At 43.5% G+C, this 26,231-nt stretch carries 28 protein-coding genes and 1 tRNA gene; 13 read left to right on the top strand and 16 right to left on the bottom strand.

The genetic code is table 11. The annotated features are described in order from the left end of the window. Positions 1–154: 154 nt before the first annotated feature. The 4 genes from G458_RS21665 to G458_RS0110450 form a co-directional block, all read right to left on the bottom strand. Positions 155–406 carry a GIY-YIG nuclease family protein gene (locus G458_RS21665; RefSeq protein ID WP_084438850.1) on the bottom strand — a complete coding sequence of 84 codons (252 nt, stop codon included), beginning with the start codon at positions 404–406 and terminating at the stop codon, positions 155–157. 43 nt (positions 407–449) lie between these two features. After that, positions 450–523: transfer RNA gene (locus G458_RS0110460), tRNA-Ala, on the bottom strand. Between the two features lie 297 nt (positions 524–820). Beyond that, on the bottom strand, positions 821–1,429 hold the full coding sequence (gene recR / locus G458_RS0110455) for a recombination mediator RecR (protein ID WP_026951865.1): 609 nt from the start codon (positions 1,427–1,429) through the stop codon (positions 821–823). A gap of 11 nt (positions 1,430–1,440) precedes the next feature. Next, positions 1,441–1,734 carry an ATP-dependent Clp protease adaptor ClpS gene (locus G458_RS0110450; protein WP_026951864.1) on the bottom strand — a complete coding sequence of 98 codons (294 nt, stop codon included), beginning with the start codon at positions 1,732–1,734 and terminating at the stop codon, positions 1,441–1,443. 51 nt (positions 1,735–1,785) lie between these two features. Between G458_RS0110450 and G458_RS0110445 the strand changes: the two genes are divergently transcribed. Next, a complete protein-coding gene (locus G458_RS0110445; RefSeq protein WP_026951863.1) occupies positions 1,786–3,231 on the top strand; it encodes a sodium:solute symporter in 1,446 nt (481 codons plus the stop codon). Here the strand turns inward: G458_RS0110445 and G458_RS0110440 are convergent. Next, positions 3,228–3,566, bottom strand: a complete 339-nt coding sequence (locus G458_RS0110440; RefSeq protein WP_026951862.1) for an MGMT family protein — start codon at positions 3,564–3,566, stop codon at positions 3,228–3,230. The two genes, G458_RS0110445 and G458_RS0110440, sit on opposite strands and share 4 nt — an antisense overlap. Next, positions 3,538–4,440, bottom strand: a complete 903-nt coding sequence (locus G458_RS0110435) for a mechanosensitive ion channel family protein (protein WP_026951861.1) — start codon at positions 4,438–4,440, stop codon at positions 3,538–3,540. The genes G458_RS0110440 and G458_RS0110435 overlap by 29 nt, the downstream gene beginning before the upstream one ends. 57 nt (positions 4,441–4,497) lie before the next feature. Between G458_RS0110435 and G458_RS0110430 the strand changes: the two genes are divergently transcribed. Genes G458_RS0110430 through G458_RS20545 form a run of 3 tightly spaced genes read left to right on the top strand, consistent with a single transcriptional unit; the run spans position 4,498 to position 6,102 of the window. Next, positions 4,498–5,175, top strand: a complete 678-nt coding sequence (locus G458_RS0110430) for an SDR family NAD(P)-dependent oxidoreductase (protein ID WP_026951860.1) — start codon at positions 4,498–4,500, stop codon at positions 5,173–5,175. Between the two features lie 2 nt (positions 5,176–5,177). Beyond that, positions 5,178–5,642, top strand: coding sequence for a nuclear transport factor 2 family protein (locus tag G458_RS0110425; protein WP_026951859.1), 465 nt, complete (start codon positions 5,178–5,180; stop codon positions 5,640–5,642). A gap of 4 nt (positions 5,643–5,646) precedes the next feature. Continuing rightward, on the top strand, positions 5,647–6,102 hold the full coding sequence (locus G458_RS20545) for a GreA/GreB family elongation factor (protein ID WP_051287183.1): 456 nt from the start codon (positions 5,647–5,649) through the stop codon (positions 6,100–6,102). 2 nt (positions 6,103–6,104) lie between these two features. On the opposite strand, the gene G458_RS0110415 is transcribed toward G458_RS20545, so the two are convergent. After that, positions 6,105–6,530: an META domain-containing protein gene (locus G458_RS0110415; protein WP_026951858.1), complete on the bottom strand. Its 426-nt coding sequence runs from the start codon at positions 6,528–6,530 to the stop codon at positions 6,105–6,107. 498 nt (positions 6,531–7,028) lie between these two features. On the opposite strand from G458_RS0110415, the gene thrA reads away from it, so the two are divergent. From thrA to thrC, 3 genes are read left to right on the top strand one after another with little or no spacing between them, the layout of a single operon-like run. Continuing rightward, positions 7,029–9,479, top strand: a complete 2,451-nt coding sequence (thrA, locus tag G458_RS0110400; protein WP_026951857.1) for a bifunctional aspartate kinase/homoserine dehydrogenase I — start codon at positions 7,029–7,031, stop codon at positions 9,477–9,479. Continuing rightward, positions 9,479–10,405, top strand: coding sequence for a homoserine kinase (locus tag G458_RS0110395; protein WP_026951856.1), 927 nt, complete (start codon positions 9,479–9,481; stop codon positions 10,403–10,405). Before thrA ends, G458_RS0110395 begins: the two co-directional genes overlap by 1 nt. 11 nt (positions 10,406–10,416) lie before the next feature. Further along, complete coding sequence (gene thrC / locus G458_RS0110390; protein ID WP_026951855.1) at positions 10,417–11,715, top strand: threonine synthase; 1,299 nt, start codon at positions 10,417–10,419, stop codon at positions 11,713–11,715. A 43-nt stretch (positions 11,716–11,758) separates the two neighbouring features. Here the strand turns inward: thrC and G458_RS0110385 are convergent, their stop codons facing one another. Both G458_RS0110385 and G458_RS0110380 read right to left on the bottom strand, forming a co-directional pair. Continuing rightward, a complete protein-coding gene (locus G458_RS0110385; protein ID WP_026951854.1) occupies positions 11,759–12,163 on the bottom strand; it encodes a type II toxin-antitoxin system VapC family toxin in 405 nt (134 codons plus the stop codon). Beyond that, on the bottom strand, positions 12,160–12,411 hold the full coding sequence (locus tag G458_RS0110380; protein WP_026951853.1) for a DUF6364 family protein: 252 nt from the start codon (positions 12,409–12,411) through the stop codon (positions 12,160–12,162). The genes G458_RS0110385 and G458_RS0110380 overlap by 4 nt, the downstream gene beginning before the upstream one ends. 121 nt (positions 12,412–12,532) lie before the next feature. Between G458_RS0110380 and G458_RS0110375 the strand changes: the two genes are divergently transcribed. Beyond that, a complete protein-coding gene (locus tag G458_RS0110375) occupies positions 12,533–13,615 on the top strand; it encodes a glycoside hydrolase family 43 protein (protein ID WP_026951852.1) in 1,083 nt (360 codons plus the stop codon). Between the two features lie 24 nt (positions 13,616–13,639). On the opposite strand, the gene G458_RS0110370 is transcribed toward G458_RS0110375, so the two are convergent. Then, the gene (locus G458_RS0110370) at positions 13,640–14,614 is read right to left on the bottom strand and encodes a polyprenyl synthetase family protein (RefSeq protein WP_026951851.1); all 975 of its coding nucleotides are present in this window, start codon (positions 14,612–14,614) and stop codon (positions 13,640–13,642) included. Between the two features lie 151 nt (positions 14,615–14,765). Between G458_RS0110370 and G458_RS0110365 the strand changes: the two genes are divergently transcribed. The 3 genes from G458_RS0110365 (at position 14,766) to G458_RS0110355 (ending at position 18,062) form a co-directional block, all read left to right on the top strand. Further along, positions 14,766–15,245, top strand: a complete 480-nt coding sequence (locus G458_RS0110365) for a DUF4199 domain-containing protein (RefSeq protein WP_026951850.1) — start codon at positions 14,766–14,768, stop codon at positions 15,243–15,245. 83 nt (positions 15,246–15,328) lie between these two features. Next, entirely contained in the window at positions 15,329–17,026 is a 1,698-nt protein-coding gene (locus G458_RS0110360; protein ID WP_026951849.1) for a 1-acyl-sn-glycerol-3-phosphate acyltransferase, read from the top strand. Then, positions 17,004–18,062: an NAD(P)H-dependent glycerol-3-phosphate dehydrogenase gene (locus tag G458_RS0110355; protein ID WP_026951848.1), complete on the top strand. Its 1,059-nt coding sequence runs from the start codon at positions 17,004–17,006 to the stop codon at positions 18,060–18,062. The genes G458_RS0110360 and G458_RS0110355 overlap by 23 nt, the downstream gene beginning before the upstream one ends. A gap of 37 nt (positions 18,063–18,099) precedes the next feature. Here the strand turns inward: G458_RS0110355 and G458_RS0110350 are convergent, their stop codons facing one another. The 3 genes from G458_RS0110350 to fbp all read right to left on the bottom strand — a co-directional run bounded on the left by G458_RS0110350 (position 18,100) and on the right by fbp (position 21,698). Beyond that, entirely contained in the window at positions 18,100–19,260 is a 1,161-nt protein-coding gene (locus G458_RS0110350; RefSeq protein WP_026951847.1) for a PQQ-dependent sugar dehydrogenase, read from the bottom strand. Between the two features lie 166 nt (positions 19,261–19,426). Then, positions 19,427–20,587, bottom strand: coding sequence for a PQQ-dependent sugar dehydrogenase (locus tag G458_RS0110345; protein WP_026951846.1), 1,161 nt, complete (start codon positions 20,585–20,587; stop codon positions 19,427–19,429). Between the two features lie 73 nt (positions 20,588–20,660). After that, positions 20,661–21,698: a class 1 fructose-bisphosphatase gene (fbp, locus tag G458_RS20540; RefSeq protein ID WP_035468027.1), complete on the bottom strand. Its 1,038-nt coding sequence runs from the start codon at positions 21,696–21,698 to the stop codon at positions 20,661–20,663. Between the two features lie 56 nt (positions 21,699–21,754). On the opposite strand from fbp, the gene G458_RS0110335 reads away from it, so the two are divergent. Together G458_RS0110335 and G458_RS0110330 are read left to right on the top strand one after the other, a co-directional pair. Further along, the gene (locus tag G458_RS0110335; RefSeq protein ID WP_026951845.1) at positions 21,755–23,023 is read left to right on the top strand and encodes an aspartate kinase; all 1,269 of its coding nucleotides are present in this window, start codon (positions 21,755–21,757) and stop codon (positions 23,021–23,023) included. Positions 23,024–23,086: 63 nt separating this feature from the next. Further along, the gene (locus G458_RS0110330; RefSeq protein WP_026951844.1) at positions 23,087–24,190 is read left to right on the top strand and encodes a Gfo/Idh/MocA family protein; all 1,104 of its coding nucleotides are present in this window, start codon (positions 23,087–23,089) and stop codon (positions 24,188–24,190) included. 2 nt (positions 24,191–24,192) lie between these two features. Here G458_RS0110330 and G458_RS0110325 read toward each other — a convergent pair whose 3' ends face one another. The 3 genes from G458_RS0110325 to G458_RS0110315 are packed head-to-tail and all read right to left on the bottom strand — an operon-like array spanning position 24,193 to position 26,058. Further along, entirely contained in the window at positions 24,193–24,708 is a 516-nt protein-coding gene (locus tag G458_RS0110325; RefSeq protein ID WP_035468025.1) for a GNAT family N-acetyltransferase, read from the bottom strand. Continuing rightward, positions 24,708–25,580: a fructosamine kinase family protein gene (locus G458_RS0110320; RefSeq protein WP_026951842.1), complete on the bottom strand. Its 873-nt coding sequence runs from the start codon at positions 25,578–25,580 to the stop codon at positions 24,708–24,710. Before G458_RS0110320 ends, G458_RS0110325 begins: the two co-directional genes overlap by 1 nt. Further along, positions 25,573–26,058 (bottom strand): low molecular weight protein-tyrosine-phosphatase, encoded by a 486-nt coding sequence (locus G458_RS0110315; protein WP_026951841.1) that lies wholly within the window; start codon positions 26,056–26,058, stop codon positions 25,573–25,575. Before G458_RS0110315 ends, G458_RS0110320 begins: the two co-directional genes overlap by 8 nt. Positions 26,059–26,231: the final 173 nt, after the last annotated feature.

Here is a 26,231-nt window from a genome sequence, read left to right as displayed (position 1 = left end):
AACTGATGTATCGAAATATGACTTAAGCTAAGAAAAGTATTAGGAAACTAAAAAATCTCCACATTTCTGTGAAACTTTTGTGGAGGATAACGCCTGTCTGCCGGCAAAGGCAGGGATTCGAACCGATGACCTTCCCGAATGCTTTCGGGACGCTTCAAGAAACAGAGTTGATTAGGTACTCGATGTATTTTCGACTTTTCTTTTTCTTAATTTCTAGTTCCCTTTTTAGTGCAGTGGAACGATCAGGTATTTTTTCTAGGTATTTGAATTCCCAAAAGGGTGCACCACTTTTGGTTGAAGGAGTTGATCCTGCATTATGATGTTTAAGTCTCGATTCTGGGTTATCAGTTGAGCCTATATAAAATTTCCCCGTCTTTGAGCTAAAAAGTATATAAACGAAATACATTAATGAAAATAAAAAAGGCTTGCAGAATCTGCAAGCCTTGAAGTGGAGAATAACGGATTCGAACCGATGACCTCTACACTGCCAGTGTAGCGCTCTAGCCAACTGAGCTAATTCCCCAATATTTGGTCTCTTTTTAGGATTCGATCCGCTGACCTTCCCGAATGCCTTCGGGACGCTCTAGCCAACCGAGCTAATTCCCCAATATTTTGTCTCTTTTTAGGATTCGATCCGCTGACCTTCCCGAATGCCTTCGGGACGCTTTAGCCAACTGAGCTAATTCCCCAATATTTTGTCTCTTTTTAGGATTCGATCCGCTGACCTTCCCGAATGACTTCGGGACGTTCTAGCCAACTGAGCTTATCCCCCAAACGGAGTGCAAATATAGAACGGGTTTTATTACCCGCAAATTTTTATTTACTCCTGTGCATAATTTATCCGGGTCAAAATACTCCTGCCCAAAGTAACCTCGTCGGTAAATTCCAATTCTCCACCAACTGGAATACCTCTGGCAATGGTGCTTACTTTGGTCCCGAAATCTTTCAGCCTTTTGCTCAAATAAAAAGAGGTCGTATCACCTTCCATGGTAGCGGACAGTGCCAAGATTACTTCTTTGACATCTCCCTCAGAAACACGGGAGAGTAGACTTTCGATCTTTAAATCGTCCGGTCCCACCCCCTGGATAGGGGAAATCACACCACCCAGAACGTGATAAAGACCAGTGTACTGATTGGTGTTTTCTATAGCCAGTACATCGCGGATATCTTCGACCACACAGATTAAACTCCGGTCTCTACGGTGTCCCAAGCAGATGCTACATTCCTCTTGATCCGAAATGTTGTGACAAGTTTTGCAATACTTGATTTCCTCGCGCATTCTGGTCAGTGCCAAAGCGAGTGCCTCAGTGACCGCCTCATTTTGCTTGAGCAGGTGTAAAGCCAGTCGAAGTGCGGTTTTTTTTCCAATGCCTGGAAGCCGGGAAATTTCGGTGACCGCATCCTCTATAAGTTTCGAAGGGAAGTTCAAGAAATTTGAGTTTATAGGATTGCTGCTTGAATACCGGCGTCCAAAATCGCTTCACACATGGGTTTGAGCTCAGTCTTGGATCCTTTTTTGACCGCGCATTTTCCTTTGTAGTGGATGATCAAAGTGCATTGTTCGGCTTGTTCAGGAGTATGATCGCATACCTTGATCAACACATTGATTACATGATCGAAGGTGTTGACATCATCATTGAATACGACCAGGTCAGATTCTTCCTGATCCAACAACTCCTCGAGGAGAACCTCGACTTCTTCTAATTCAGGTAGGGGATTGCCAATTCTGTTCATTTTGCAAAATTAAGAATATTGGACAACTTAGCGAGGTACATTCTCTGCTTTATGAATTACCAACTGGTACTAGCGGTCATTTCGGCCTATTTTCTACTCCTTTTTCTGATTTCTTATTTCACTTCCCGCAAAGTAACCGCGGACACTTTTTTTACTGGAGACCGACAGTCTCCTTGGTTTTTGGTTGCCTTTGGGATGATAGGAGCGTCTCTCTCCGGGGTGACATTTATTTCTGTTCCTGGAGAGGTCGGAAATACCAACTTCTTTTACTTCCAGGTTGTTTTGGGTTACACGTTAGGCTATTTCACTATCGCCAAAGTATTGCTTCCGCTTTATTATCGGCTCAACTTAGTTTCGATTTATTCTTACCTGGAAGATAGATTCGGTTTTTGGTCCTATAAGACCGGCGCTTTTTTCTTTATTCTCTCGCGTGCTTTAGGATCTTCTTTAAGAGTTTATTTGGTTGCAAGTGTGCTTCAGCTGATTCTTTTTGATGCTCTTGGTATTCCATTTTGGGTGTCTGTGGCCATAACAGTCGGCCTGATTTGGTTGTACACTTTCCGAGGAGGCATCAAGACTGTGGTGTGGACAGATACTTTGCAGACCCTGTTTATGCTTCTGGCGGTAGTCATTACGATTATCATGATCGGAAAGGACCTGGGGATCCAAAGTTTGGGAGACTACATCTCCACCGTGGCTGAAGATCAGCGTTCTACTATTTTCAACTGGGACTGGAAAGCGGGTACCAACTTTTTCAAACAGTTCATTTCCGGAGCATTTATTACCATCGTCATGACAGGACTGGATCAGGATATGATGCAAAAAAACCTGACATGCCGATCGATCGGTGATGCTCAAAAGAACATGTTTTGGTTTACCATCATTTTGGTCATTGTCAACCTGTTGTTTTTATCCCTAGGGGTGATGCTTTATCTCTATGCCGAAACAAAGGGAGTTCAACTTCCGGCTCGAACGGATGAGTTGTTCCCGATGTTGGTGACTCAGCATTTTTCAGCTTTTGCGGGTATAGTCTTTGTCTTGGGAATCACGGCTGCTGCTTACTCAAGCGCAGACTCTACCCTGACCGCATTGACTACCTCTTTTTGCATTGATTTCCTCCAAATAGAAAAAAAATATTCACCAGAAAAGCGAGTTTCGATCCGTAAAAAAGTCCATATCGCCTTTACAGGCCTTATGTTTTTCTTGATTTTAGCTTTCTATTGGCTGAATGATCAAAGTGTCATCAACTCCGTGTTTATCATTGCAGGTTACACCTACGGGCCACTTTTGGGCTTGTATTCCTTTGGCCTATTTACCAAGTTCCAAGTTAGGGATAAGGTGGTACCTTTTCTGGCAGTTTTGGCCCCCGTTACCACTTTCCTGATCGCTCAGAATTCTGAAAAATTGCTTTGGGGGTACAAGTTTGGCTTTGAAGCTCTAATCCTTAATGGGGCTTTGATGTTTTTGGGGCTTTATCTGTACCGCAAAAAATCCTAAATCGACAATTCCTTCTCAGGGTCCCAAAATACTTTCTCAAAGTTTTGGACTTGGTCTTCCACAATTTGGATACCCTCGGCTTCCAGAAGCTCCTGCATTCGGGTTGGGGTTTCGAAATGGTGCTTTCCTGTCAATAATCCCATTCGATTGACTACTCGCTGAGCAGGGACATCGGGCATAGAGTGGGCGGCATTCATGGCATACCCCACCATTCTGGCGCCACTTTTTAGGCCGAGGTAGTTTGCAATTGCCCCATAGCTAGTCACTCTTCCTTTTGGGATTTCTCGAACTACCTGGTAAACCAAGTCAAAGTAATTCGTCTTTTCTGTGTCCATGCGTCCAACTGAGTAGTGATTGATTGAGCTCTTTTTTGAGTTTAACTTCGGTGGATTTTTCTCCGGTTTTTATCGGGAATTGGAATCGGATGATCAGACTTTCAGATTTTCTTTCGAGTACATTCAGTTGTGCCCCTTCCTTAAATACAGAGTCCGAAAAGGCATCCAATAGCCGTGTCAGTTCATTTTCAAGCTGTGTTAGTTGGATATCAGCTTTGGTCGGAATTTCAGCATCCAGAATTACCTGATGGGTATTGTTTTTGGAAAAATTGATAACGTCCGAATTCAAGGCCATTGAATTCGGAATAAGGATTGTTTCCCCAGTATCACTTTTCAAAACAAGGTTGATCAGCGTAATGTCTCTGATAAAGCCTGTATGCTTTCCGATTTGGATTTTGTCCCCGATTTCCAATTGGTCGGAAAACATCATGATTAATCCATTGACAATATTCGTAATATATTCCTTGGTCAGGAGTGCAATGGCAGCAGCCACGATGGTGATACTGGTTAGGAATTCTAAAGGACGGATCCCAAAGGCCAGCATCAATGAAATTAAAACTACAATCCCGTTGAGCAAGGTGGAAATCCTTCCAATTCCGGTTGTGAAATTGGGTTGGATTTTGGTGTCTTCTCTTTGTCTGAGGTAAATTCTCAAGGTGATAATTCTCCCCAATGAAATGATCAAGTTGGCACTCAGGAGGAAAATCACTGCTCTCATGGTATGAGTCAAAAGCTCATATTCTTCCAAAATGGGTTGGAGAAAAGTGTTTCCGGCATAAAAAACCTCCAAAATGATCAGGAAAATCAATTTCAAGGCAAAGTTTCTTCGCCGAATATTTTCTTGATTTCGGATGCTGGTTTTGACTAGATTCATGCGCAATCGAAAAATTAAGGCTAATTTTAGCAAATATAGGACTGAAAAAATGGACTAATGAGTAGAAATATCATTGTGACCGGCGCAGCGGGAGCTTTAGGAAGTGCTGTGGTCGAAAAGTTTAAGCGTGAAGGATATCATGTAATTGCTTTGGTGAAGCCTGATGCTGAGGAAGTAGCTGAGGAGGCTGACGATACCTATGAAGTCGATGTGACTAGTGAAAAATCGGTCAGTGAATTTGTTAAAGAATACGAAATCCAGTACGGCGAACTGGAAGCTGTGGCGATGATTGTGGGTGGATTTGCGATGGGCTCTATTGAGGAGACCTCCCAAAAAGAGATGAGCACCATGATCGAGCTGAATTTTTTCAGTTGTTTCCAGATGGTTCAGGGCTTTTTACCTATGATCAAAAAGCAGGGTAAAGGCACATTTTTGTTTGTTGGGGCAAGACCTGCCATTCAATTGGAGGATGCGACAGGTACCGTAGCCTATGCGCTCAGTAAAAAAATGGTGATTTCTCTATCTGAGATTTTGGCAGAGGAAGTCAAAGGCACTGATATTCGCACGCATGTTTTTGTGCCGAGTATCATTGACACTCCCGGCAACCGACAGAGTATGCCGGATGCCGACTTTTCCAAATGGGTCGCCCCTAAGGAAATTGCCGAAGCAATGCACTATGCTGTAAATACCCCATCCCTACGAAATATGACTTTCAAACTTTACGGAGGAGTGTAATTATGAAGACAAGAGTATTTATTCTAGCCGGGCTGTTTTTGGCCATTATTGGTTTTTCAGCCAAAGCCCAAACCGATGAACAGGCAGTGGAGCAAGTGATTAAAAGCATGTTTGACGGAATGAGAGCTAAAAATCCAGAACAGGTGGCAGCAGCTTTTTCACCAGATGCGATCATGCAGACTGTCATGGCCAAGCCGGATGGAAGCACCGTCGGAAGTAATGCGGTTGCTGATTTTGTAAAAAGAATAGCCACAACTCCTGCTGAAACCCAGCTGGATGAGCAAATTTTGGATTATCAAATCAAAATAGATGGCACGATGGCATCCGCGTGGACTCCCTATAAATTTTACGTCAATGGAAACTTCAGCCATTGCGGCGTCAACTCATTTCAATTAGTGAAAATGGCCGAAGGCTGGAAAATTGTATACATCATCGATACCCGTAGAAAAGAAAATTGCGAAGATTGATTTTATGAACGAATTCAAAGCGAAAGTCTATCAGGCAGCGATAGACCAATTGAAAGAAAAACAAAAGTTGCTCGCAGAAGAGCGAAAAAATATCATCGAGAGTATTCTTGAAGAGGAAAAAAACAGTGCTGGGGATAAGTATGAAACCAGCCGTGAGATGATTTCTCAGGACCTTAATTCCATCGAAAAGCAAATCGCCCAAAGCAAGGCTGACTTGGAAGAAATTTACCGCCTGAATACCATCAAAGACACACCCCCGACCATTCAGGAAGGTACATTGGTTAAGTTGGGAGCCGATTGGTTTCTCCTGGCTGTAAGCCTTGGCCAAATCAAGGTAGAAGACTCCAAAGTTTTCTTGCTGAGCAAAAACTCTCCCTTGGGAGAACTATTGATCGGTAAGAAAAAGAAAGACCAGGTAAACTTCCGCGGGAAACCTCAGGTTGTTGAGGAAATGTTCTGATTCTATTGGTTTTTCAGCACAGCAAAGCTCATCAACTCGGTAATTCCATCCGATAAGATGAGCTTTTCTTTGTTTACGGTATAAGATTTTACTTTTTCAAGTGCTGAGATAAATTCCTCTTCGGCTGTGCCTGGGCATGCTTTTTTGGTGATGGAACCAGGGTCCAATTGCATGCCGTTGCTTTCCAAGGAAAATCCTCCGGAAAAATTGTTACATCCTGTAAATCCGGACAATTTTCCCCCATCCAGAAAATAGAGGTTGGGTAGTCCACTGGGAAATTTCGTGGCATCTACTTCTTGGCCTTGCAATGAAGAAAGCTCCCAAGGATTTGATGTCAATAAAGCAATAGGATTGAGACCTTTGGTAGTTCCACATCCAAGGCATAGAAAGATCAAAGCGACAAAGAGGAGAGACGAAATTTGTTTCATGCTGCTTAAAAGTTGATTACTATCAAGTTAACCTGAAATCTTCACTCTTGAGGATTTGGGGTGAATTTTAAGTGAATAAAATTTCGTTTTTTGCTAAAAAATTAACTTTATTAGGCTTTGTGTGATAAAAATTCAAAATTACTTAGACTTGTTTGCGGATTTGTTTGGTCAAACCGTTTTTTCGCAGTAGAATTGTCGAGTCAAAAATCCAGACATGGTTTCAGCAGCTAACTCTTATGTTTTTTTAGTCGAGTCCTTCCAGAAAGGAATCGTTGCTGCTTTTTTTTATACCACCGGAATGATGACCACGATTACGGGGTGACCCGTATCGATCTATAAGTACCTCGCCTTTTAGGGCCTGATTTGGCCAAAATTTAGTTTCCCGAAATTATTCCCCTTTGTCTTTTATGAAATCGATCATGAATTCATCTCCTCAATCCAAGATGTTTTTCTTCCATGTGAGATTCCATGAGGCTTTTGAAAAAAAACAATAATTACATGAAAATCATCAAGTTTGGAGGTTCATCCGTCGCGAATCCCGAAAACATCCAGAAAGTTTTTGCCATCCTGAAGGAAAAGCTAAAACACCATGAAATCGCAGTCGTTTTTTCAGCTTTTGGAGGTGTCACGGAAAGTTTATTGACCATCGCCCGGCAGGCCCGAGAAGGTGATCAAAGCTATCGAGACCTTTTGCAAACCCTTGAGGAAAAGCATCTGGATATTGTCCGTCAGTTGATTGCGGTACAAAATCACAGTTCGGTGATGACTTATGTGAAAGTCCGATTCAAAGAACTTGAGGACCTTTTTCATGGAATATACCTGATCAAAGAAAATTCACTAAGAACCCTGGATTATGTAGCCAGTTTTGGAGAGCGTCTTTCTGCGTTTATTCTGGCTGAGGCAATGGCCGGGAAAGGTATCAAGACCCAGTTTGTGGATGCAAGAGAAGTAATTCGGACCAATGATCGATTTGGTCAAGCTCGGGTGGATTTTGAAACAACCAATGGTCTGATTAAGGAGTATTTCGCCAAAAATGAAGGGGTAAAGGTGATCACAGGATTTATTGCGAGTACCTCAAAGGGAGAAACAACTACTCTGGGCCGCTCAGGTTCAGATTATACTGCGGCAATTTTTGCAGGAGCCTTGGATGCCGAGGACTTGGAAATCTGGACTGACGTATCCGGAGTATTGACTGCTGATCCAAAATTGGTGTATTCGGCCTTTACCATCCCACAGTTGAGCTATAACGAAGCGATGGAACTTTCCCACTTTGGAGCCAAAGTGATCTTCCCTGCCACCATGCAGCCTGCGATGAAGAAGAATATTCCGATCTATATCAAGAATACCTTCGAACCTGAAAATCCGGGCACATTGATCAACGGAGAAGTAAGCCATGGCGCCTTGATCAAAGGGATCAGCTCCATGTCCAATATTTCGATTTTGACCGTGCAAGGTGCTGGGTTGATCGAAGGTGGGGCAACTGTCAGTAGAGTGTTTAAAGCTTTGGCGGAAGCCAAAGTGAACATTGTCTTGATTTCACAGGCTTCTTCCGAACATAGCATTTGCCTTGCCATTAAGACCAACGAATCCTATTTGGCCAAAGAGACCATCGAAAAGGAGTTTTACTACGAGATCAAATCCGGTGAAATGGATCATGTTTCCCTGCTTCATGGCCTTTCAACAGTGGCTGTGGTTGGAGAAAACATGAAGCAAAATCCAGGAGCTTCGGGTCGTATGTTCCGTGCTTTGGGTCGAAACAATGTCAATGTTGCGGCCATTGCTCAAGGAAGTTCAGAGTTGAATATTTCTGCAGTAATTCCTCAGGCTGATCTCCAAAAGGCCTTGAATGCCTTACACGAAGCCTTCTTCCTATCAGAAAACAAGGTATTGCACGTGTTCTTGGTAGGTACGGGACTGATCGGGAAAGCTTTGATGAAAATGATCGCTCACCAGCAGCATAGACTTCAAAAAAATAACGAGTTGGATGTGCAGATTCATGGCTTGGCAAATAGCCGGTTCATGGCATTTCATGAAGATGGTTTTGATCTCAAACATCCCTATGAGCTGAGTGAAAAAGATCAGCCCATGGATTTGGATAAGTTTATTTCAAAGATGGAAGAGATGAACTTTTCCAACTCGGTTTTTGTGGATTGCACCGCAAATCAAAGTGTGGCGGACACTTATGCCCGAATTTTGGAGGCAAAAGTGGCGATCGTCACTCCCAATAAAAAAGCCAATTCTTCCTCTTGGGAAAATTACTTAAGCCTAAAGCGCATTGCGAAAAGAAGAGGCGTGAAATTCCTTTATGAGACCAACGTGGCAGCAGGACTTCCTGTGATTAATACGCTTCAGGATTTGATGCTTTCCGGAGATAAAGTGATCAAAATTGAGGCGGTGCTTAGCGGCTCTATGAACTTTATCTTTTCTGAATTGGAAAAGGGAGCGCCCTTTTCTGAAGTGGTTCGAATTGCGAAGGAAAAAGGTTATACCGAACCGGATCCAAGAGATGATTTGAGCGGAATGGATGTAGCTAGAAAGATTTTGATTCTTGGAAGAGAAGCTGAGCAGGAACTGGAATTTGAAGATATTACAATCCAGAGTATGGTTCCAGGGGATTGCCAGAATGCCCCAAGTGTGGAGGAGTTTTTTGAAAAATTAAAAGGACATGATGCGGATTTTGCCAAGCTTTTGGCTGATGCTAAGGCAAAGGGCGAAAAACTTAGATTCATGGCGACATTGGAAGAGGGTAAAGCAAAAGTGGGATTGAGGTCCTTGCCAGATGCCCATCCTTTTTCTTCCTTGCAAGGTTCGGATAATATGATTCTATTGACTACGGATCGATACCATGACCGGCCGATGATTATCCGAGGTCCGGGTGCGGGAGCAGATGTGACTGCTGCCGGCGTGTTTGCGGATGTAATTCGTATCGGTAACTATACTCGGGAATGATGAGGAGTGCAAAAGCCTTTGCTCCAGCAACTGTAGCCAATGTGTCCTGTGGATTCGATATTCTCGGATTCGCAATTGACGCCATGGGTGATGTAGTGGAGATCAAAGAAAAACATACCCCTGGACTTCTGGTAAAATCCATCGAAGGGGATGAAGGAAGGCTTCCTTATGAAGTGGAGAAAAATACCTGCGCAGTGGCTATTCAGGCCATGATGGAAGAGCTGGGGGAAAATGTAGGCATGGAAATCTATCTCAAAAAAGGCTTGCCTTTAGGATCTGGGATGGGATCTAGTGCTGCCAGCGCAGTTGCTGCACTGATGGCTGCCAATCAGATGCTGGGTGAGCCTTTTGAAAAAAAGGATCTGTTGCCTTTTGCGATAGCAGCCGAAAAAGTAGCCTGTGGAGCTGGTCACGCAGATAATGTAGCTCCCAGTTTATTGGGGGGCTTTGTGCTGATTCGGGATTACCATCCCTTGGATGTGATCAAATTGCCAGTTCCGAAAGACTTGCATTGCACTCTTTTACATCCACATTTTGAGCTTCGTACGGCTGATTCCAGGTCGGTATTGCGAGACCATGTTTCACTCAAACATGCCACCATCCAATCCGGCAATGTGGCTGGGTTGATCGCAGGTTTATTCCAAGAGGATTATGAATTGATCGGAAGGAGTTTGCGGGATGTGATTGCAGAGCCTTATCGAGCTACCCTGATTCCGGGTTTTTATGAGGTAAAAGAGGCTGTAAAGTCTGCAGGAGCTTTAGGAATGGGGATTTCAGGTTCTGGCCCCACCTTATTTGCTCTTTCCAAAGGACCGGAAAGTGGTAAAGTCATCAGTCAAGCCGCTCAAGAAGTTTATGAATCCATCGGCCTTGGAGTCGATACCTATTATTCCGCGATCAATACCCGCGGAGCCTATGTGCTTTAAGACCTATTGCTATGAAGTATTTCAGTACCAATAATCCCAAACATCAAGTTTCACTTTCTGAAGCCGTCATCAAAGGCTTAGCTCCGGATAATGGCTTGTATATGCCTGAAAGAATTCCTGTTTTACCTCAGGATTTTTTCGATCAAATGGCTGAATTGAGTTTTCGGGAAATAGGCTATCATGTCATTGGGGCCTTGTTTTCGGAAGATTTGAACGAGAGCCAGATCAAGGAGCTGGTAGATCATACCCTGACCTTTGATGCGCCATTGGTTGAGGTGGAGAGAGGAATTTTCAGTTTGGAGCTTTTTCATGGACCGACTTTGGCGTTCAAAGACTTCGGGGCGAGATTTTGCTCCAAGTTGATGAGCATGGTGGTTCTGGAGACTGAGCAAAAGATCAGGGTGCTGGTAGCTACTTCCGGAGACACAGGAAGTGCTGTGGCAAATGGCTTTTTGGGCGTTCAAGGTGTGGATGTGATTATTCTTTTTCCAAAGGGAAAAGTCAGTCCACTTCAGGAAAAGCAGTTCACAACTTTAGGCCAAAATATCACCGCTTTGGAAGTGGAAGGGGTATTTGACGATTGCCAAACTTTGGTAAAGCAGGCCTTTTTGGATCATGAGTTGAATCAAAAGTTGCTACTGACCTCTGCCAATTCGATCAATATTGCTCGCTGGATTCCACAGTGTCTTTATTATTTCTATGCTTTTTCCCGATTGCCTAAGAACGGGGAAAAGGTTGTTTTTGCCGTTCCAAGCGGGAATTTTGGAAATATCGGAGCCGGGATTTTAGCGCAGCAGATGGGCTTGCCTATAGCTCATTTTGTAGCGGCGACGAATGTCAATAAAGTTGTACCCGAGTACTTACAAGGCCTACCGTTTCAGGCAAAGCCATCAATCCCAACGGTTTCCAATTCTATGGATGTGGGGAATCCAAGTAATTTTCCGAGACTTCAGTCGCTGTATGGGGGAGATGAGGAGTTGTTTCGGGAAAACGTCAAAGGCTATTTTTATACCGATGCTCAGACCATTGAAGCTATACAAGCAGTCCAACCCAAAGGCTATACTCTTGATCCCCATGGGGCCGTTGGGTATTTGGGATTGAAGGATTTTATGGCAGAAAATCCCGGTTACGTGGGCGTATTTTTAGCGACTGCCCATCCGGGGAAATTCAAGGATGTGGTTGAAAAAGCTTTGGGGGAAAAATTGGTGCTACCCGAGCGATTAGCGGCTTTTCTGCAAGGAAAAAAGCAGGTGATCCCGATTGGAAAAGGATTTGATGAGTTTAAGGGGTTTTTGGAGGGCTTGGATTGAGATATGCCAAGTGATAGTATCATTTGATGCTATCAAAAATCCATCAAACCACCTCCCAAGGCTCAAAAACCGGGATCTGACTTGGTTCGAAATCCTTCTTGTTTCGTGTGATGATTCCATTAAGACTTGGGATACTGGAAGCACAGAAATGCTGCACGCCATCTTCTAAATCCTTGAAATCAGAAGTCAAGGCCTTTTGAATATGTGCTTTTTGTGTCGGTTGTATTTCCAAAAAATTGATTAATCTGCTGATTTTGATTCTACTTTCAGCTTCTCCGATTTCTTTGGAAACAATGTAATAACTGGTCAAAATCGAATTGTCCGAAGTCCAAAGTTCCCATTCCCTGAGCCTGGATTTATTGAAAATCTCCAAGGCGTATTTTCCAAAAGGCTGCCGATTTCCCAAAAAGTCCAATAGGATATTGGTGTCCAAAAAATACTGGTTCATCCTTTGTGTTTTTGACTTAAAATTTCTCGAATTGCCTCTTTTTCATTCAGTTCCGAAGGTAAGTTGACCGAACCAAAAAGCCCTTTAAACTCCTCAGGAATATTGGCTTGCTCCAATTCTTCTTTAGCAATCTCTTTTTCCAAATACTTCTCCACCAGATCCGAAAGACTTTTTCCTGAGGTTTCCGCAAATTCTTTAGCCTTTTCAATCACTGATTTTTTGATGGTAAGTGTGAGTTTGGTTTTCATACACGTGTGATTTTATTAAATATACGTGTATTTCCATTTTCTTGATTCAAAAGGTATTGGAAATTTAGAAAACGGTTCTTAGTTCCGTAATTTCAATTCCCAACTCAAACCTAATCTAACCATGCGTCAATCAATCCCTTACCTCAGCTTGCTTCTTCTGGCAGGATTTGCATGCTCTCAGCCTAAAGAAACTGCACAAACTACTGAAGCTGATTCCACGGCATCCAAATTTGCAAATCCTCCCCTAGTCCAGCATATCTACACCGCAGACCCTTCAGCACATGTTTTTGAAGGAAAGATTTATATCTATCCTTCCCATGATATTGAATCGGAAGTGACTGAAGATGACATGGGCTCCCATTTTGACATGAGGGATTACCATGTTTTTTCTATGGAGCAACTTGGCGGAAAAGTCACTGACCATGGTGTCGCCCTAAAATTGGAAGATATTCCCTGGGCAAGTCGTCAGCTTTGGGCACCGGATGCTGCTGAGAAAAATGGTAAATATTACCTCTATTTCCCCGCCAAGGACAAGCAGGATATATTTAAACTAGGGGTAGCCATTTCAGATCGTCCTGAAGGCCCCTTTACCCCAGAGCCCCAACCCATCAAAGGTACCTTTAGCATAGATCCTTCTGTATTTCAAGATGGGGAAGACTATTACTTGCTTTGGGGTGGAATTTGGGGAGGTCAGCTCCAATGGTATGAGAATCAAAAACTGGTAGAAGGCAGAAAAGGACCAGCTGATGGGCTTCCTGAACCAGAACAAAAAGCTCTTGTGCCCTACATGGCCAAGTTGTCTAATTCCATGACGGAACTGGCAGAAAAGCCCCGGGAGCTAATGATTTTAGACAAAAACGCTGAGCCGATTAAGGCAGGAGACAATGCAAGAAGATTTTTTGAAGCTGCCTGGATGCATAAGAACAATGGCAAATATTACCTGTCCTATTCTACAGGAGATACACATTTTATCGCCTATGCTGTCAGTGATTCTCCTTACGGTCCTTTCACATATCGGGGAATTGTCCTAGAGCCGGTGGAGGGATGGACCAATCACCATTCCATCGTGGAATTTGAGGGTAAGTGGTATCTATTCTACCATGACACGGAACTATCCGGAAAGACTCAGCTTAGAAATATCAAAATGACTGAGCTGACCCATCTTTCAGATGGAAAAATTCAGACCGTAAAGCCGATGAAGTAACGAACCAGCCGGGTAATATCCGGCTTATTTTTTTCGCTCAATGGTATAGCTGACCAACTCCCGAAGGGAAGTTTTGTATTCTGACTCAGGAAAGTCATTTAGGATGGCCAATGACTCTTGGTAGAATGCGTTCATCTTGTCTTTGGCGTATTCCAGTCCTCCGCTTTTTTTGACAAAGTCGATCACTTCTGTTACCGCTTTTTTATCCTCGGAACGATTTCGGATTAGGTAAATGATTTTCTTCTTGGTTAGCCAGTCGGCATTTCTCAAGGCATAGATCAAGGGAAGAGTCATCTTTTTCTCCTTGATGTCAATCCCTACGGGTTTGCCGATTTCATCCTCTCCATAGTCAAAAAGATCATCCTTGATTTGAAAAGCCAAGCCTAGTTTTTCACCAAAAAGCCTCATTCTCTCCACTAATTCGGTATCCTGACTTACGCTCGCTACCCCAACAGCACAACAGGCGGCAATCAAGCTGGCAGTCTTCTGGCGGATAATTTCATAGTACACCTCTTCGTCTACGTCCAGTTTTCTGGCTTTGTAGCTTTGGAGTAATTCCCCCTCAGACATTTCCTTGACCGCATTGGAGACGATTTTGAGCAAGTGATAATCCCCATGCTCTACACTCAAAAGCAAGCCTCGGGACAGGAGGTAATCTCCCACTAAAACAGCGATCTTGTTTTTCCAAAGGGCATTGACAGAAAAAAATCCTCTTCGATAGTTGGCATCATCCACTACGTCATCATGGACTAAGGAAGCGGTATGAAGCAATTCAATCAAAGCAGCCCCCCGATGCGTGGATTCGTTGATTTCTCCGAAAATTCCTGCGGATAAAAAAACAAACATTGGGCGCATCTGCTTGCCTTTGCGCTTGACAATGTAATTGGTGATGTGGTCGAGGAGCTTGACCTTACTTTTCATAAAGTCCCGGAACTTATGCTCAAACTGGGCCATTTCGGCCTCAATAGGGACTTGTATTTGTTTTAGGTCAGATTTCATTGGCAAATGATGGCGTAAAAATAATACGCTTTCCCGCATCGACAAGGGATTATTTGGTCAGTATACCCTTCAAACAGACAAGCGGGGATTTCGTTTGCTTTTTTTTGGTATTTTGGAAGGTGGCAATTCAAAAAAAACAAACCCAAGCACTATGAAAGACATCAAAATTGAGATAAAGTGGGGAGTTCTTTTTATCCTTTCCGGATTGATCTGGATGATTCTGGAAAAGTCTCTCGGTTGGCATGATGTCCATATCGACAAGCACGCTACCTATACCATGCTTTATGCACCTATTGCTATCGCTATTTATGTCTTGGCCTTGCTGGATAAGAATCGGAATTTTTACCATGGAAGAATGACCTATGTTCAGGGATTTATTTCTGGACTGATCATCACCCTGGTTGTGGTTATTTTGAGCCCATTGAGTCAATATATCACCAGTACCTGTATTTCCCCTGATTACTTTGCCAATATGATCCAATACTCCGTCGAGTCGGGAGTATTAAGTCAGGAAGCAGCAGAAGCCAATTTTACGCTTATGAGCTATATGATCCAGGCAATGGTTGGAGCTGCAGTGATGGGTTTGATCACCTCGGCTATTGTGGCTATTTTCACTCGTTCAAAATCCTGAGCTGGAGCCCATTCAAGAAAACTCCTCCGGAAAGGGCTTTTTCTTTATCTTTGAGGCCTTTTTAAATCCAACCACCCACCACCTTGGAAGAGCAATATATCAAACATCGGTACGAGCCTATCATTCCTTCGAAAGAGGAATGGCCTGTGGTAAAGTTGGCGAGAGAGCGCAAAGAATTCGTAAAAAAAGTCGCCGAATTGGCCGAATCCAGAATCCTGTCATTGACTGGAAATAATCCGGATATTCTCAAGGAGGAACTGGAGACGACGCTTTATCGGGAAAAGCTTAGGATCAAACAAAACCCTTGGGCGGTGGATCCTGATGACGAACGCGAATTCTGGTCAGAAGTTAAAGCTGCATTGCTTCAAGTCACCACAGAAAGTCATGCCAGTAAGGCTAAAAAGATGGAGGCTTATCAGGAGATTTTGGGAAAAATCACTTCCCGATATGCTGAGGAAATCGCTTCGAATTTCAAAGCCTCCCATTACAAGTTTACCCGAAGCGTGGTCACCTATGGCTTTTCCAGACTCCTGAATGCGGCAAGAGTCAAGGGATTCAAGTCTATTTTTTCCAATCAATATACCCTTCAGGATAAAATTCAGATTACTGGACAGACGGATCAGATTCGTGACTTGGCTACCAAGGGTACCATTGTCATGGTGCCGACACATTTTTCCAATTTGGATAGTATCCTGATTGGTTGGATAATTTCTGTGCTGGGTATGCCGCCTTTTATTTATGGTGCCGGACTCAATCTGTTCAACATCTCGATTTTCGCCTATTTCATGAATGCGCTTGGAGCGTATAAGGTAGATAGGAGAAAGAAAAACCTGATGTACTTAGAGACACTCAAGACTTACTCTAAAGAAGCGATTCAATTTGGATGTCATAGTTTGTTTTTCCCCGGAGGAACCAGAAGCAGAAGCGGGATGATTGAGTCAAAGCTGAAATTGGGATTGCTGAGCACGGCTATTGAAGCTCAGAGGGCCAATTTTCAGAACGGAATCAATGATGTGTCTGGGAAGATTTTTATTGTTCCAGTAACCATCAATTACCACTTTGTGCTGGAAGCTCCCGGATTGATTCAGGATTATTTGAGCATCACCGGGCAAGAACGTTACTACAAAGAAAATGACGAGTTTTCCACCTCGTATAAGATTTCCAAATTCCTCGTCAAGTTCTTCACCAAAGGATCTGATATCTCAGTTTCGGTAGGGCGTGCGATGGATGTCATGGGGAATTTTGTGGATGCCGATGGCAATAGTCTTGACAAGAGGGGGAGAATTATAGATACCCGCGATTATTTCCTATCTGAAGGTAAAGTCACTGTAGATCCCCAGCGTGAAGAAGAATACACTCATATGCTTGGAAAAAGGATCGTGGAGGAGTTTCATAAGATCAACCGGGTCTTCAGTTCTCATTTAGTGGCCTTTGTAGGTTTTGAATTGATCAAGGCCAAAAACCCCAAGCTGGATTTATTCGACCTGATCAGATTGCCAGAGGAGGATATTGTGATTCCTTATGAGGAATTTAAAAATGCCTGCCAGATGGTATTGGATCAGATTTTTGAATTGAAAAAGAAAGGGCTGATAGATACCGCCCCACACATAGAACGATCTATGGATGAGATCATCCATCATGGTCTCGATAATGTCGGGATGTATCATGCCAAGAGACCTTTGATCAGGGACAAGGAGGGAAATATCGTCACTGAAGACATAAGTTTGCTATACTTTTATCACAATAGACTACACGGATATGCCTTGGAGAAACTCTTCTAAACCCAAATTGGTGGGAGTCGTCGGAGTGGGAAGCTTTGGGGCTGCCATAGCAAATATGCTGGCTGAGAAAAATCCGGTGATGGTTTATGCCCGAAAGGAAGAAACTGTATCTGAAATCAACAATTCCCATACTGCTGCGGGCCGTGATCTCAATCCCGGAATAGTGGCAACCAGCTCCCCAGAGGAGTTGTGTAAGGCTTGTGAGATCTTGTTTTTTATGATCCCTTCGGCAGGTTTTATGGAGGTGGTCAAAAATTTTGCACCGCATCTTCATCCCTATCATTTGATCATCCACGGGACCAAAGGACTTTCTCTGAATCTACCGGGAGGTGAGAGCTTGGAGACGGTCAAGTCTTTGAGAAGGAGCCAGATTTTGACGATGAGCGAGGTAATTCTACAAGAAACTGTCGCTGTTCGCGTGGGTTGCCTTGCAGGGCCAAATATTGCCAAAGAACTGAGCTTGGGGCATCCTGCAGCCACGGTAATTGCCAGTAAGTACAATGAGGTTATTCTTGAAGGTCAGAGGCTTTTGAGATCGGAAAAATTTCAGGTGTATGGCAATTCCGATATCGTAGGTGTCGAGCTAAGCGGAGTGCTGAAAAACATCATCGCCATAGCTGCTGGGGCATTGGCTGGATTAGGTCTGGGAGAAAATGCCAAAGGCCTGCTTATTTCCAGAGGAATGGTCGAAATGGTTCATTTGAGCAAGGCTTTGGGGGGAAGTGTCCAATCGGTCATCGGGCTTGCTGGAGTCGGAGATTTGGTCACGACCTGTAACTCTGTGGATTCAAGAAACTTCACCGTTGGTTACAGATTGGCAAAGGGAGAAACCCTGGACCAGATTTTGGAGACGATGGAAGAGGTCGCAGAGGGTATAAACACCGTCAGGATAATAGACGCTTTCCTCAAGACTGCCGGAATCCGAGCGCCAATTACCGAAAGTTTACACCGGGTTCTCTTTGAGGGGTCGTCGATAGAGGAAGCATTGCAGTTTTTGATGAAGTTTCCTTTCAGCGTGGATATAGATTTTGTTTAAAAAAAAATGCTCTTGGACTACCCAAGAGCATTTTTTCTTATTGAGCGGGAAGGATTTTGATAAGGAGCCCGGTTCCCTCAGTCACCGCATAGAGGTATCCGTCCGGGCTTTGGGAAACTTGCCTTACTCGTCCAATTCCCTGTAATAATTTTTCTTCATCAGTAGCTCTTGTGCCGGAAATTTCCACCCGGGCAATATGTGTGGCTGCTAAGGCTGCTACCAAAATATTTCCTTTCCAGGCTGGGTATTTATCAGAGCTGACCATGGTCATTCCACAAGTGGCAATAGATGGAGTCCAATATTTCACAGGCTGCTCCATGCCTTCTTTTTCGGTAATATTGGTGATTGGAGTGCCGTTGTAATTGATGCCATAGGTGATAACTGGCCAGCCGTAATTTTTCCCTTTCTCAAGGATATTGAGTTCGTCTCCTCCTCTTGGTCCATGCTCTACTTCCCAAAGACGATTATTTGCTTTGTCAAAATATAGGCCTTGAGGATTTCGGTTCCCATAGGTCCAAATGGATGGGATAGCTCCTGAGGTCGAAACAAAGGGATTGTCAGTAGGAATTCTACCGTCGTCATGGATTCGGTGAATCTTACCATGAGAGTTTCTTAAATCCTGCGCATTGTCTTGACTTCCTCTTTCTCCATTGCTGAAATAAAGCATGTTTTGATTATCAAATACGATTCTGCTTCCATAATGCGTGCCTCCGTTCCAGGCGGGAGAGGTTACAATAAGCTCTTCCAAATTGCTCACGGCATTTCCGCTAAGTTTAAACCTGGAAATTGTGGTTGCCCCACCATTTCCTACAGGCTTTGCATATGCGATATAAATCCAACCATTTTGAGAGTAATTTGGATGGGTGGCTATGTCCAGAAGACCAGCCTGTCCATTGACATAAAAAGAGGGGAGTCCAGTTACTTTTTTCCCGGTGTATTTGTCATCTTTAAAAATCAGGATTTCACCTTTTCTTTCGGTGACGAGCATTTTACCATTATCTATCCAAGTCATTCCCCATGGATTTTGAAATCCTGTATGAAGTGTATCCACTTTAATCTTCATCTTTTGGGACTGGGTGGTGAAGTTGAGCTGGGGAATTGGATCTGGTTGGATTTCTGAGGATTCGGGATTACAGGCTGTGCTGAATGAAAAAAATCCGATACTTAGTGCCAAAAGGGGCTTGATTAATTTCTTCATAGTCTCTCTACTTTTCTTTCTTCTTTACTAACGAATGGAACCCTACCTTGTTTGAGAATCAGGGACTTGATTTAGGGGAAGTTACGAACCAAGCGGGCTATTCAGATGGGGGTATAAAAAAAGCCTTTCGAATTTTCGAAAGGCTTTACTATCATTTGGGTAAGAATTACCGGATTGGAAGGAGCTTTACTAGTAGCCCTGTCGCTTCGGTAATGGCAAAGATGTACCCATCAGGGCTTTCTGCTACCGTTCTAACTCTCCCGATATCCTGAAGGAGTTTTTCTTCTCCCACATAAGTTGTTCCATCCAATTCCACTCTGGCAATATGTTGTTTTGCAAGGGCACCGACCAAGATGTTTCCTTTCCATGCAGGATATTTATCGGAAGTAACCAAAGTCATTCCGCAAGTTGCGATAGAAGGCACCCAATAATGAACGGGCTGTTCCATTCCTTCTTTTTCAGTGATGTCGGTAATAGGAGTGCCGTCATAGTTTTGGCCATAAGTGATCACAGGCCAGCCATAGTTTTTCCCCTTTTCGATGATATTCAATTCGTCACCTCCCATTGGGCCGTGCTCCACTTCCCAAATTCGGTTGTTGACTTTATCGTACACCATGCCTTGAGGATTTCTGTTACCATAAGTCCAGATGGAAGAGACATTTCCCAATGAATCGGTGAAAGGATTGTCTGAAGGAATGCTTCCGTCATCTTTAACCCGGTGGATTTTACCATGGGCATTGTTGAGATTCTGGGCATTCATTGGAATGTTGCCTTTGTCACCGTTAGAGAAATAGAGGTAACCATCGTTGTCAAAGATAATTCTGCTTCCAAAGTGACGGCCACCTTTCCATGATGGTCCTGCAGTGATCAAGTCCTCCTGATTGGTAGCTTGATTTCCGTTTAACTTGAATCTCATGATGGTGGTCGCACCTGTAGAGTCTTCGAAGTTTTTGGCATAAGCAATGTAAATCCATCCGTTTTCAGCATATTTTGGATGAACGGCGATATCCAATAGACCAGCTTGATTGACTTCGTGAACAGCTGGAAGTCCTTGGATTTTTTCACCTGTAAACTTATCATCCTTGAAAATCAGGACTTCTCCTTTCCTTTCTGTCACCAGCATGGTGCCGTCAGGAAGCCAAGTCATTCCCCAAGGGTTTTCGAACCCTGTATACAAGGTGTCGACCTTGATTAACAGTTTGTCGGTTTGCGTAGCAAAAGTTTCATCGATAGGTTCCTCAGCAGGTTTGCTTGGGCCACAAGAACTCCAAATTCCTACTGCACCTGTCAAGATGACCAGTGAAAGATAATTTTTGAAATTAGGCATAGTTGTTTCTTTTAGGAATCCCGAAGTTAAACCTATTCCCTCAAAAACAGAATTCTATTTTGTATTCTGAAAATTAAACAGCTGGAATTGCAGTTGCCCTTGAGTAAGCTTTTACCGCTTCATCCACCATTACTTCCGAGCCGATAAACAGGGGGGTTCGTTGATGCAAACTGGTGGGCTGGATGTCCAAAATCCTCTGTGATCCATCAGTCGCTTTACCGCCGGCTTGCTCAATGATAAATGCCAATGCATTGGCTTCATAAAGAAGACGGAGTTTTCCGTTGGGATTTTTCTGAGTGGATGGATAAATGTAAATGCCACCTTTCAGCAAGTTTCGATGAAAGTCTGCCACCAAGCTTCCAATGTATCTGGATTGCATTTTCCGTTCTTTGCAGGATCTGATATAGGCTTGTACGATGCTGTCCCATTCCAATTCGAGCCCTTCATTGATGGAGAATATGTTTCCGTCTTTGGGAGCATTCATTTCAGGGTGAGATAGGAAAAACTCTCCAAGACTGGCTTCATAAGTAAATCCATTCACCCCACATCCAGTCGTGTAAACCAGCATGGTAGAGGAACCATAGAGGACATAACCTGCTGCTACTTGCTGGTTTCCAGGCTGCATTACATCCTCTTCGGTAATAGGGCTGCCGGCAGGAGTTTTTCTTCTGTAGATTGAAAAAATTGTCCCGATACTGATGTTGACATCAATGTTGGAGCTTCCGTCCAAAGGGTCAATTGCGACGACATATTTTCCGGAGGCGTTTTGAAGATCGATGACAGCGTCTTCTTCTTCAGATACAATTGCGCAGACTTCGCCGCCTTTACTCAGGGCTCTCATAAACCTGATGTTGGCAATGACGTCCAATTTTTGCTGTTCTTCACCCTGAACATTGGTTTGGCCAAATGCTCCGCCGATATTGGCGAGGCCAGCACGGTTGGTCTCCCGATTGACTATCTTCGCAGCTAATGCAATATCCCGGAGAAGTTGAGAAAGCTCTCCGGAAGCAAAAGGAAAATCGCTTTGTTTGTGCTTGATAAATCGGTCTAGGGTCATCCCTACGGAATAGGCCAGATTGGTCTGGTCAGGCTGATATGGTAGAATTTTCATTATTGGAAAAATGCAATTAATGGTTTTGTATTACTGAAAATTAGGTAAAAAACTTTATGTCAAAAACTTGGATCTATAAATTTGGTGGGGCTTCGGTAAAAGATTCTTCAGCTGTTAAAAATTTGGCTGAAATTCTCCGTAATCGATTGCGTAAAAACATGATTATTGTGGTTTCAGCAATGGGGAAAACCACAAATGCGCTGGAGAGTATTTTGTCCGAGAAACTAAATGGAGTTGATTTTTCTAAAAATAGTGCAATTTTAAGATCTTTTCATCTTGAGATTTGTGAGGCACTTTTTCCCACCGGGCATTCCATTTTTGCCCAAGTAGAAAACTTGTTTTTCCAGTTGGAAAATCAGCTTCAAAAGCCTCTTTCCCAAGAAAATTATGATGAGTACTATGATCAGGTGGTCGGTTTTGGAGAGCTGTTGTCCTCCAAAATCGTGGCAGAATACCTGTGTTCATTAGATATGATCGTGCTTTGGCAAGATGCTCGGGAAGTGATCGAAACGGACTCTGATTTTCGGTTTGCCAAAATTAACTGGGAAAAAACCCGAAAGTCCTGTCAGAACACTTGGAAACCAATTTTGGAAAGCTTTCCGATTTTGACGCAGGGATTTATCGGGCGGGATCCCAAAGGACGCACGACCACATTGGGCAGAGAAGGTTCAGATTTTACAGCAGCGATCTTGGGGACTAGCCTGGATGCGGGCTCAGTGACCATCTGGAAGGATGTGCCAGGGGTGTTAAATGCTGATCCGAAGATTTTTTCCCAAACCCAAAAATTCGATGAATTGGGCTATCGTGAGGCTGCTGAAATGACCTATTTCGGAGCTTCGGTGATCCATCCCAAAACCATCAAACCATTGGCAAATGCTTCTATCCCCTTGTATGTGAAGTCATTTATGGATCCAGATAGCCCAGGGACAAAAATTCATGAAAAGGCTCCCACACATGGGATTCCGACTTTTGTATTGAAAAAGGATCAAATTTTGGTCAGTTTCAAAGTGACCGATTTTACCTTCATTGAAGAAAAACACATTCATGAGATTTATGAACAGCTCAGGTCGCTGAAGCTTCGGGTAAATATGCTGCAGCTTTCTGCAATCAGTGTCTCCTTGGTGATAGATCATCAGCTTTTCAAGCTGGAGCAGTTGCTCAAAAAATTAAAAGGAGATTTTGAAATCAGGTATAACGAAGGGCTTGAATTGTTGACCATTTTGCACCCCAAAGCAGAAGAAATCCCTGTTTTGCAAGAAGGATATGAGATTCTTCTCGAGCAAAGTACCCGAAACACCTATCAGGTCGTCAGAAGAAAAAACTGATTTTGAAGCGTTTGGATGCCTGAGTTTCTTAAATTCAGAATCTCATAACCAAACCCAAAACCTATGAACACACGAAGAGAGTTTTTACACAAGGCCACACTTTCCTCTTTGGCCGTTTCCTTGCCTTTTTCCGACTCATTGGCGGCATTTAATTCTGTTCAGGAGGATAAGGTTCTTAGGGTGGCTATCATGGGATTGGGTAGCTATGGAACCCGAGTAGCTGAAGCGATGAAAGATTGCAAAAGAGCCAAGTTGGTGGGGGTCGTCAGTGGTACTCCATCCAAGATAGCTGCTTGGCAGGAGAAATATGGGATTCCTTCGAAAAACTGCTACAACTACGAGAATTTTGATCAAATCAAGGATAATCCTGATATCGATGCTGTCTATGTAATCACCCCGAACTCCCTTCATAAGCCCTACTCAATTCGAGTGGCAAAAGCAGGGAAGCATGTAATCTGTGAAAAGCCAATGGCCTTGAATGCAGAGGAAGCCAAGGAGATGGTAGAGGTCTGCAAGGCGGCAGGAGTTCATCTTTTGGTAGGATACCGCATGCACTTTGAAGCAAAAACCTTGGAGATAGTCCAAAGACAAAGAGCAGGGGAATTTGGAAAGACTTTGTTTTTTCAAGGCCTGAGTGGATTTATCATTGGAGATCCAAGTCAGTGGAGACTAAATAAGGAACTGGCTGGAGGTGGAGCCATGATGGATATTGGAATTTATTCCATCAATGGAGCCAGATACATGCTTGGCGAGGAGCCAATCTGGGTGACTGCTCAGGAGGTAAAGACAGATCCGGTAAAATTCAAAGAAGGAGTGGATGAGACGATCACGTTTCAAATGGGCTTCCCTTCAGGGGCAGTCGCCTCTTGCCTTTCGACTTATTCCCTAAATAATCTGGATAAATTTTTCTTAAATGGCACGAAGGGTTTTGCAGAAATGCAGCCTTCTACGGGCTATGGACCTATCAAGGCATGGACCAACAAGGGACCGGTAGATGCCGAGCATATCACCCATCAGACTACGCAAATGGACGAAATGGCTGCCATCCTACTCGACGGGAAAAAGTCGATTATTCCCGTAGATGGGGAGGAAGGTTGGAAAGATATGGTGATTGTAGATGCGATTTACAAAGCCGTAAAAACCGGAGAAAAAGTCAAGCTAGGCTAAAGCTATTTGGGATCCTGGGAGGGGTTGATAATCAGCTGCATGAAGACCAAACATAGCCATTTGTTAAATTTAAAGGCTACTTCAGGGATTCTTGCTACCTCCTTGAAGCCCAATCTTTCATGAAATCTGTAGCTGCCTATATTTTCGGAGTCCATTCCGGCAATCATGACGTGGTATCCCTGAGCTTTGCCAAGCTCAATGAGCTGTTTCATCATTTGGGTTCCCAGACCTTTTCCTTGGGCTTTGGAGTTCAGATAGATTGAGTGCTCCACTGTTCTACGATATCCTGGTTTGGCTCGAAATACACCATAGGTGGCATATCCACAAACTTCGCCCTGGACTTCCCCAACCAAAATCGGCAGGCCTGCATTTAATTTGTCTGCGAAAAGTCTTTGAATTTCTCCCAAGGATTTTGGGTCATAGTCGTAATTGTGGGAGGTGTGGAGGATAGAATCATTGATGATTTCCAAAATGAAAGGTGCATCGGATTCCCGGTAGGGTCGAATGACAAAGTCCATCAGTTGAAGCGCTTGAGGATTTTTTCTATGCCGGGAAGATAAGCAGTCCCAAACAAATTTAAATGAACCAACAGGGGATATAGGTTGTACACGCCCATTCTCGTTTCAAATCCAGGCTCAAGGGGCAAAATGGATTCGTATGCCTCGTAAAATCTGGAATCAAAGCCACCAAAAAGTCTGCTGAAAGCTAAGTCCATTTCCCGATGTCCATAATAAATAGCCGGGTCTATCAGGCAGGGTTTCCCTTCACCGTCGCAGATTACATTTCCAGACCATAAGTCCCCGTGAAGAAGAGAGGGTTTTTCTTTGGGGAAAAGTGATCCAAGCTTTGGGTATATGGTTTGGAATTTTTTCAGAAAATCCAAAGGGATCAACCGATCAAAATATGCCTTCCCCAGCATGGGTTCCAACCGCTGTTCTATGAAAAAGTCCAGCCAGTTGTCAAAGGAATGATTCTTTTGTACCAAAGAGGCAATGTAGTTGTCTGTATCCAAACCAAAAAAACTGTCAGAATTCAGGTGTAGGTGAGCCAAGCCCATTCCTAAATCTTCCCAATAGTCCAGATGTTGTCGGGAGCCTGGGATAAACTCAGAAACCAGGTAATTGTAATCCTCAATTCTCCCAAAACCAAATGTCTCAGGGACTTTCAAAAAAGTGGATTTCTTCAGCTTCTTTAGGCCTTGGGCCTCTTTTTCAAGGATGTCTCTTTCGTGATCAAAGTTGAGTTTGAGAAAGAAGGGGCCTTTGGAAGTGTCCAAGCGGACACCTTGATTGTGATTTCCCGCGGCGATCAGACTTGCAGATTTGAATTGGGTCAATGGCCCCAATGTTTCCATGACTATCTGCTCGTAGATCTCCTGGTGATCAAGCATAGAGTTGGTGAGTGACTTTAATTTTCTCCAAAAACCCATCTATAGCCACATCCAGTATTCTATAGATTTCCTCAAATCCGTCTTCCCCTCCGTAGTAAGGGTCAGGGACTGACATTCCCTTCCACTCGGGAACGAAATCCCGCATTAAGAAAATGTCCTTTTCTGGGAAGTTGTATCGGTCTTTGAGGGAGTTTAGGTTCCTGAGATTGTGATCATCCATGGCAAGGATGTAATCAAAATCTCTGAAATCAGTTCTGTTAATTTGTCTTCCTCGATGGTTGATTTTGATGTCATGCTTTGCGGCGCACCGGAGTGTTCTTTCATCCGGGAGTTCTCCGATATGAAAATCGGAAGTGCCAGCGCTGTCGGACTTGAATCTTCCTTCCAGACCTAAAGATTGAATTTTATAATTGAAGATTCCCTCCGCAAGTGGTGAACGGCAAATATTTCCTAAACAAACAAATAATACTCTAATCATATTGGGTAAATGCTGGGCTCTATCAATTTCTAGGAAAAGCTAGACAATGAATCTAGTTAATTTTCAGAGCAATTGCATAAGTTGAAATTGATTTTTCGGGAAAATTTATCTCCATCCATCAATTGAGGCACAAAAATGAAAAAAAATGTGGATATGTCTGAGAATGGCTAATT

The sequence above is a fragment of the Algoriphagus mannitolivorans DSM 15301 genome, assembly GCF_000429425.1.
GTDB lineage: Bacteria > Bacteroidota > Bacteroidia > Cytophagales > Cyclobacteriaceae > Algoriphagus > Algoriphagus mannitolivorans.
The sequence above is the reverse complement of the archived record's forward strand: the minus strand, read 5'-3'. Positions and strand labels throughout refer to the sequence as shown.